At 67.8% G+C, this 6,877-nt stretch carries 8 protein-coding genes; 5 read left to right on the top strand and 3 right to left on the bottom strand.

Annotation, left to right across the window (positions count from 1 at the left end; translation table 11 throughout):
• Nucleotides 1-101 precede the first annotated feature (101 nt).
• The 3 genes from JWQ81_RS08090 (at nucleotide 102) to JWQ81_RS08100 (ending at nucleotide 2,960) form a co-directional block, all read left to right on the top strand.
• Nucleotides 102-1,268 carry a sensor histidine kinase gene (locus JWQ81_RS08090; protein WP_297539199.1) on the top strand — a complete coding sequence of 389 codons (1,167 nt, stop codon included), beginning with the start codon at nucleotides 102-104 and terminating at the stop codon, nucleotides 1,266-1,268.
• The gene (locus tag JWQ81_RS08095) at nucleotides 1,265-1,942 is read left to right on the top strand and encodes a response regulator transcription factor (RefSeq protein WP_297539201.1); all 678 of its coding nucleotides are present in this window, start codon (nucleotides 1,265-1,267) and stop codon (nucleotides 1,940-1,942) included. Before JWQ81_RS08090 ends, JWQ81_RS08095 begins: the two co-directional genes overlap by 4 nt.
• Nucleotides 1,943-2,351: 409 nt before the next feature.
• The gene (locus JWQ81_RS08100; protein WP_297539214.1) at nucleotides 2,352-2,960 is read left to right on the top strand and encodes a fumarylacetoacetate hydrolase family protein; all 609 of its coding nucleotides are present in this window, start codon (nucleotides 2,352-2,354) and stop codon (nucleotides 2,958-2,960) included.
• 5 nt (nucleotides 2,961-2,965) lie between these two features.
• On the opposite strand, the gene JWQ81_RS08105 is transcribed toward JWQ81_RS08100, so the two are convergent.
• Entirely contained in the window at nucleotides 2,966-3,337 is a 372-nt protein-coding gene (locus tag JWQ81_RS08105; protein WP_297539203.1) for a nuclear transport factor 2 family protein, read from the bottom strand.
• Nucleotides 3,338-3,507: 170 nt separating this feature from the next.
• On the opposite strand from JWQ81_RS08105, the gene JWQ81_RS08110 reads away from it, so the two are divergent.
• Complete coding sequence (locus JWQ81_RS08110) at nucleotides 3,508-4,122, top strand: TetR/AcrR family transcriptional regulator (protein WP_297539205.1); 615 nt, start codon at nucleotides 3,508-3,510, stop codon at nucleotides 4,120-4,122.
• A 183-nt stretch (nucleotides 4,123-4,305) separates the two neighbouring features.
• On the opposite strand, the gene JWQ81_RS08115 is transcribed toward JWQ81_RS08110, so the two are convergent.
• Nucleotides 4,306-4,932, bottom strand: a complete 627-nt coding sequence (locus JWQ81_RS08115) for a TetR/AcrR family transcriptional regulator (RefSeq protein WP_297539207.1) — start codon at nucleotides 4,930-4,932, stop codon at nucleotides 4,306-4,308.
• A 38-nt stretch (nucleotides 4,933-4,970) separates the two neighbouring features.
• Here JWQ81_RS08115 and JWQ81_RS08120 point away from each other — a divergent pair, with 38 nt between their 5' ends.
• Nucleotides 4,971-5,891 (top strand): alpha/beta hydrolase, encoded by a 921-nt coding sequence (locus tag JWQ81_RS08120; RefSeq protein WP_297539209.1) that lies wholly within the window; start codon nucleotides 4,971-4,973, stop codon nucleotides 5,889-5,891.
• A 63-nt stretch (nucleotides 5,892-5,954) separates the two neighbouring features.
• On the opposite strand, the gene JWQ81_RS08125 is transcribed toward JWQ81_RS08120, so the two are convergent.
• On the bottom strand, nucleotides 5,955-6,877 hold a 923-nt coding region (locus JWQ81_RS08125; protein WP_297539211.1), incomplete at its 5' end, for an NADP-dependent oxidoreductase.

A 6,877-nucleotide genomic window follows, 5' to 3' on the forward strand; every position in this document is an offset into this window, starting at 1 on the left:
GGCGGTGATCCGTGCCGTCGCTGGCGCGAGGGACATCCGGCCGGCGCGCGTCCCTCGCGCGAGGGACGTGCTATGCGGAACTTTCGGACACAATGGTCCGCGTGACCGAAGCAGACGGCCGGCGCGGCGAATGGGCCGGCATGGGATTGCGGATCGCCGCGGCCCGGCAGGCGGCTACCGTCGCCGGAGCGCTGCTCGGCGTCGCCGGGGTGGCCGAGACGATCGCGAGGAACGCGGGTACCGGCGTGAGCGTGCAGTTCGCCTTGGTGCTCGGCCTGCTCGCCGGGTCTGCGGGGCTGGCTTTTCTGCGTCCGGCCGAGGCCGCTGTCGCCATCTCTGCGGCCAGCTTGCTGTCACTCATCCTCTTCCACGGTCTCACCGTGGCCGGCCTGTTCGCGCAGTTGATCGTCCTGTACCGCCTCGGCCGGACCGGCGCCCAGTTCCTCGCGACGACGTTGGCCGTTCCGTTTCTGGGGCTGGCACTGATCGGTCCCGCGGACGAGGTCATCACGGTGCTGCTGGCTGCGCTGGCGCCGGCGGCGGCCTGGGCCGGGATCGCCCACCGGGCGCGCGGCGAGGCACTGATGCACCGTGCCGCCCGCCAGGGCATCGCCGGAACCCTCCTAGAGCACACGGCACGTGGGGAACGGGCTCGCATCGCCCGCGAGCTGCACGACGTCGTCGCCCACCACATCTCCATGATCGCCGTGCAGGCGGAGACCGCCCGGCTGACCACTCCGGGAATGCCCCCCACCGGGGCGCAGCGTCTCTCGGAGATCGGCGATACCGCACGGACCTGCCTGACCGAGATGCGGCGGCTGCTCGGTGTGCTGCGCGAAGACGCCCAGACCGATGTCGCGGACCGGCTGCCCCAGCCTGGCCTGCAACAGCTCAACGACCTGCTCGACGAAGCACGGGAAAACTCGGTAGCGAGCATCCGGCTGATCGTCTCCGGCCTACCCGTCGAGCTCGACCCCGGCGTCGAGCTCGCCGCGTACCGGATCATCCAGGAAGCCCTCACCAACGCCCGCCGCTACGCACCCGGCACCGCTGTCGACGTCGAAATGCACTACGCGGGAGACGCCCTGAGGTTGCGGATCCGCGACAACGGCCCCGGCCCACCCGCCGCGTCACCGGCAACCGGCGGCCATGGTCTCCCCGGCATGCGCGAACGCGCCGCGGCCGTCGGCGGCGAACTTCGCACCGGTGCCGCGGCCGTCGGCGGCTTCCTCGTCGAAGCCAAGCTCCCCGCCAAGGCCGCCGCATGAACGCCGCCACTGTCCGGGTCGTCGTGGCCGACGATCATCAAGTGATCCGCACCGGATACGCCGCGCTGCTCGACACGCAACCGGACTTCACGGTCGTCGGCACCGCCTGCGACGGCGCCGAGGCGGTGCGGATCTGCCGCGAACTGTCCCCCGGGGTCGTCCTCATGGACGTCCGGATGCCGGGCACGGACGGCATCGAAGCCACCCGGCAGCTGACTGGCCCCGCGGCGGACGGGCCGCGAATCCTCATCCTCACGACCTTCGACCTGGACGAGTACGTCTACGACGCGCTACGCGCCGGCGCCAGCGGCTTCTTGCTCAAGGATGTCACCGCCGAACGGCTCTTCGACGCCGTGCGCGTCATCGCGGCCGGCGAGGCACTGCTCGCGCCGACCGTCACCCGGCGCCTCATCAGCGAGTTCGCCCAGCTGCGCCCCCCACCGGACGCGCCACGCACCACGGCTCTCGCCACGCTCACCCCGCGCGAGACCCAAGTGCTCCGGCTGGTCGCCGAGGGCCTGTCCAACACGGAGATCGCGGCGCGGCTGGTCGTCGCGGAGGAAACCGTGAAGACACATGTCAGCCGTGTGCTGAACAAACTGGGGTTGCGAGATCGCACACAGGCTGTCGTCACCGCCTACGAATCGGGACTGGTCGTACCCCGCTCACGGTGATTCTGGCGGCCCACGCGCTGACGGCCTTCGGCCAAAAGAGGGCGCCCGCTGTGGTCTTTTCACCTGCCGCCCAGCGGGTTTACTGCGGTAGCTCGAGACTTGGCGGCCGCATGAAAAACACCACCCGATCCACGAGATGCACACTCAGCATCGCCAGCAAATGAGAAATCAAATGATCACAGCGTACTTGCGCACGAGCCACCCCGAACTGTTCGGCGACTGCTAATTCCTCTTCAGGAGAGAGCATCGTCAGAGACCTCGCAGAACTCTGCCTGTATGTTGTGACTCGCAGCCTGGACCCGACCGGGACCGGCCGCACTCGATGGGCGATGCGCTGGAAGCCTGTGCTGAACGCCTTCTCCATCACATTCAGTGACCGCTGGCCGGCCGCTGAGGGGACCCGCCGAACATCTTCGTCTGCGGCGCGAACTACTTCTCGCACCTCGAAGAGGAGGGCATGGAGCCGGAGAAGATGCCGAAGCTGCCGGTCATCTTCCAGAAGCCGGCCTCGGCGCTGTCGGGCCCGGCCGATCCGATCGTCCGGCCGGTCGAGTGCGCCCAGTTCGACTACGAAGCCGAACTCGCCATCGTCATCGGAAAGGGCGGACGCCGAATCCCGGCCGACCGCGCCGCCGGCCACATCGCCGGCTACATGATCACCAACGACGTCAGCGCCCGCGACCTCGGCGAAGGCGAAAGCAAGAGACTGAACGCCGCTCCCCTGTTCCAGCTCATGCGGATGAAAGGCTGGGACACCTTCCTGCCGACCGGTTACCACCGACGAAACCGGGAGCTACGAGGACATCCGGATCCAGACCTGGGTGAACGACGAGCCACGCCAGGACTCCCACGCCAAGGAGATGGCGACCAATCCCGGCGAGAAGGGGTAGCTCCCCCTCGTCGCGGGGAGCAGCGTCACGGGGTAGCAGTCGGTCCCCCAGGACGGTGGCCGGGCTTCCTCGCCCTGGCCACCGTCTCCGGGCGGGCCTGCCCGGCCAGGGCGTGTCCCGTGCCCTAATCCGATCAGCCGCCCTGCCTGTTGCCGTAGTCCCGGGACGACACGATCAGACCGTCACGGACCCGCATCACCCGGATTCCCGGCTGGCTCACTTCCTTGCCGCCGAAAGTGGCGCGCATGGTGCTCTCGCACACCACGACCTCCGGATCGGTCGTCTCGTAGACGACGATGTCGCCGATCCGCAGGTCGGCGTCGAACCCGGCCATGCGGGCGAAGTGCTCACGCACCTTTTCGCGCCCTTCGATCCTCGCCTCAGGCCCGGTGGACAGCGGGTGAAAGATCACCACGTCTTCGGCGAAGAGGTCCGGCAGCTGCTCCCACTTCTTGCCGACCGTGCCGTCGACCAGCTGCTGGAAAACCTCGCGTGGCGTACTCATATCGCTCTCCTGACGTAGTTGCACCACATTCAGAGTAGTATCGATACAGTCAATGTACATACGATCCGGTCGGTGGGTCCAGCCTCCCGGCCGACGAAAGCCAGTAGTTCAAGCCACCCTTGACCGTCTCGAGAGGACTCCGTTCATCATACGAATGCTATAATGAAAGGATGACCACCCGCGCGTACCGATCTCCCCGGCGGGAGCAGGCCGCGGCTGAGACTCGCACCGCGATCCTCGATGCCGCCGAGAAACTGTTCGCCGCCAACGGCTATGCCGCCACGACGGTGAACGAGGTCGCCGTGGCCGCGACGGTGGGGCCGAACACCGTCTACACCAGTGTCGGCGGAAAACCGCAGTTGGTCGTGGCCCTGATCGAGCGCGCTTCCGCCGATCCACTGATCAGTGCGAGCCTCGACGAAATAGACGCGCTGACCGACGGTGCGGAGATCATCAAACGGCTGGCCGCCGGCACGGGCGCGACCAGGCGCAGCCAGCAGCGCGCGGTCGCCGTGATGCTGGACAATCTCACGACGGATCCCTTGATCACCGAAGCGGCCGAGCGGACCGCGGCGCTCCTGCGCCAACGCCTGCACCGGACCGCCGCCCGCCTCACCGCGGTACGGGCCCTTCGGGACGGGACGACCGTCGCGCGCGCCACCGCCATCCTCTGGTTCTATTTCGGCTTTACCCCGTGGCGGGAACTCCGCGACCTCGGCTGGACCTGGAAAGAAACCGAACGGTGGCTGGCCGAGCAAGCGATCAACGCACTGATCAACGCCTGAACGGGCTTGCCCGGCGCCGGCGAACCCGTTGCGAGAAACCGGTTTTGGTCCAGCGGCGGAAGATGATGACGTGTGCCACACCCAGGCACGCCCGACGCCAATGGGTCGTTCGGGGGGCGTGAACGCTTTCGGTGGCTGGGACAACCGAAAACCCTCACGGCCCCCGAGAAATCCGCTCACCAGTCAGGTACGGCTGCGCAAAGCATGCGAGAGCGCGCTCATGCTGATGTCGACGATCGTCCGGAGCTGCTTCCGGCTCGCCCCGACCCGGCTCATCACGGCCAGCGACTGGTTGACCGCCACGATGTGAGTCGCGTAGTTCTCGGCGTCGCCCTCGGCCAACTCCGCGGTGTTCAAGGCGGTCCGCAGTCGTCGACGCTGCAGCCCCACAGCTTCGATCGCACGCGCGGCGATGGCGGGGCTCAGTACCGGTGCCGACATCGCGGTCTGGGCGACCAGACATCCGTCCGGCACGTCGGGGTCGGCGATGCGGTGGAGGGTGACCTCGAAAAACGCCTGTATCGCCCGCAACGGTTCCCCAGACGCACCCAGGGAAAGCGCTTGCTCGTACTGATCTCCGTACCGGACGGCGTAGCGATCCAGGCAGCGCAGGTAGAGCGAGTCTTTGTCGCCGAACGAGGAGTAGAGGGAACTCCGGTTCAATCCGGTCGCCATGGAGAGGTCGTCGAGCGAGGTGTCGGCATACCCGGCCCGCCAGAACCGGACCATCGCCGCGTCGAGCGCGATGTCCACATCGAACTGCTTCTTCCCGGCCATCCCGTACGCACCCCGTTCTCGAGACAGTTCCATCTTGAACCGAACAGTACAAGATACGGTAGCCTCGAAGTATGACCGACGCCCCGAACCACTTCCCCGGGCTGCCGCTGCGCGATCTCGCGGGCTTCACCCATCGCTGGGTCGACGCGGAAGGAATCCGGCTTCACGCCATGGAAGGCGGCCTGTCGAGCGGCCCCACCGTCGTGCTGCTCGCCGGATTCCCGCAGACCTGGTGGGCTTGGCACCAGGCGATGCCGCGCCTTGCCGAGCGCTTCCACGTGATCGCGATCGACCTGCCGGGACAGGGCCACTCCGACCGTCCTCAAGGGAGCTACGACACGCACACCGTCGCTTCCCGCGTCCAGGCCGCGCTGACCGCGCTCAACGTGCCGAAGTACTGGCTCGTCGCCCACGACATCGGGGCCTGCGTCGCCTTCTCGCTCGCCCTGAGGTACCAAGACCACCTGCACGGCGTCGCCCTCCTCGACGCCGGCATTCCCGGAATCACCCTCCCGGACACCATCCCCACCGATCCCGAACGGGCCTGGAAGACCTGGCACCTGGCATTCCACGCGGTGCCCGAACTGCCCGAGACGCTGATCACCGGCCGCGAGCGTGACTACGTGGGCTGGTTCCTGAGGGTCAAGACACTGTCCCCGAACACGTTCGACAGCGCCGATATCGACCACTACGCCGCCGCCATCGCAGCCGAGGGCGGGCTCCGAGCATTTCTCGCCTACTTCCGCGACGGCGAGGAATCAGCGCGTAAAAACCGTGACGCTCTCGAACGAGGGCACTTGACCATCCCGGTCCTGGGAATCTCCAGCTCCCACGGCTCGATCCCCGACATGGCCGCCTCCCTCAGCCCCTGGGCGGAGAACGTGACCGGCGTCGTCATCGGAGAAGCCGGGCACTTCATTCCCGACGAGCAGCCCGACGCAACCGTGGACGCTTTGACCGCGTTCATCGATCAGGCGCGCGGTCAGGGGTGACGCTACGAAGGTGACCTTCGGGAAATGCCATCTCCCGAAGGTCACCTTCGTGCCGGCCAGCCGTCAGGGGGTGAGGACGAGCCGGCCTCGCAGCCCACCCTTGACGAGGCGTTCGTGGGCCCGCGCCGCCTCTTCCAGCGGATACGTCCGGGCGACCCGAAGGGTGAGTGCGCCTGCCGCGGCGAGGTCGGACAGGGTTGTCAACATCGCCGCGTCGGGACCGACCGAGGTGAGCCGTACCCGAATGCCGCGCTCCGCCTGCGGCACGGCATCCATCCGCGTGGTGACGAACGTTCCGCCGTCCTTGGCTGCCGCGATGACACCAAGCATGGCGGTGTCCAGCACCGCGTCCACGCCGTGGGGGTAAAGCCGACGCACCGCGGCGGCGGGGTCCTCGCTCCCGGGCACGAAGGCGTCGGCGCCGAGCACGTTCATGACGAAGCTCTCGTCGTCGGAGAAAGCGCTGGCGACCACCGTCAGTTTGCGTCGCTTGGCCAGTTGCACCGCATAGCCGCCGACCGCGCCGGCGGCGCCGGTGATGAAGACGCTCTGCCCCTCATCGAGACCGAGAAGCTCCACCGATTGCGCGGCGGTCAGGCCGTTCAGCGGGATGGTGGACGCGTGCGCGGCGTCGACCCCGGCCGGCGCCTGAGCCAGGGCGTTACTGGGCACGATCGTGTATTCGGCCTGGCCCCGCACGATGCCGGTCGCGCCGTGCACCAGCGCGATCACGGGCGTACCGACCTCCCACGGCGCGCCAAGGCCGACCGCGTCGACAGTCCCTGCCACATCCCAGCCCAGCCCGAAGTGACTTCCCTGCGCTGGAGCGGGAAACACACCGCTCCAGGCCGACACGTCGGCCGGGTTGAGGGCAGCGGCCGCCACCTTGATCCGTGTTTCGAACAAGCCCGGTTCGGGCAGGTCGACGTCCGCCACCTCGATGACGTCTGGGGCGCCGACAGACCGGTAGACAACTGCTCGCATGA

It is taken from the genome of Amycolatopsis sp., assembly GCF_025464955.1.
Classification (GTDB): Bacteria; Actinomycetota; Actinomycetes; order Mycobacteriales; family Pseudonocardiaceae; genus Amycolatopsis.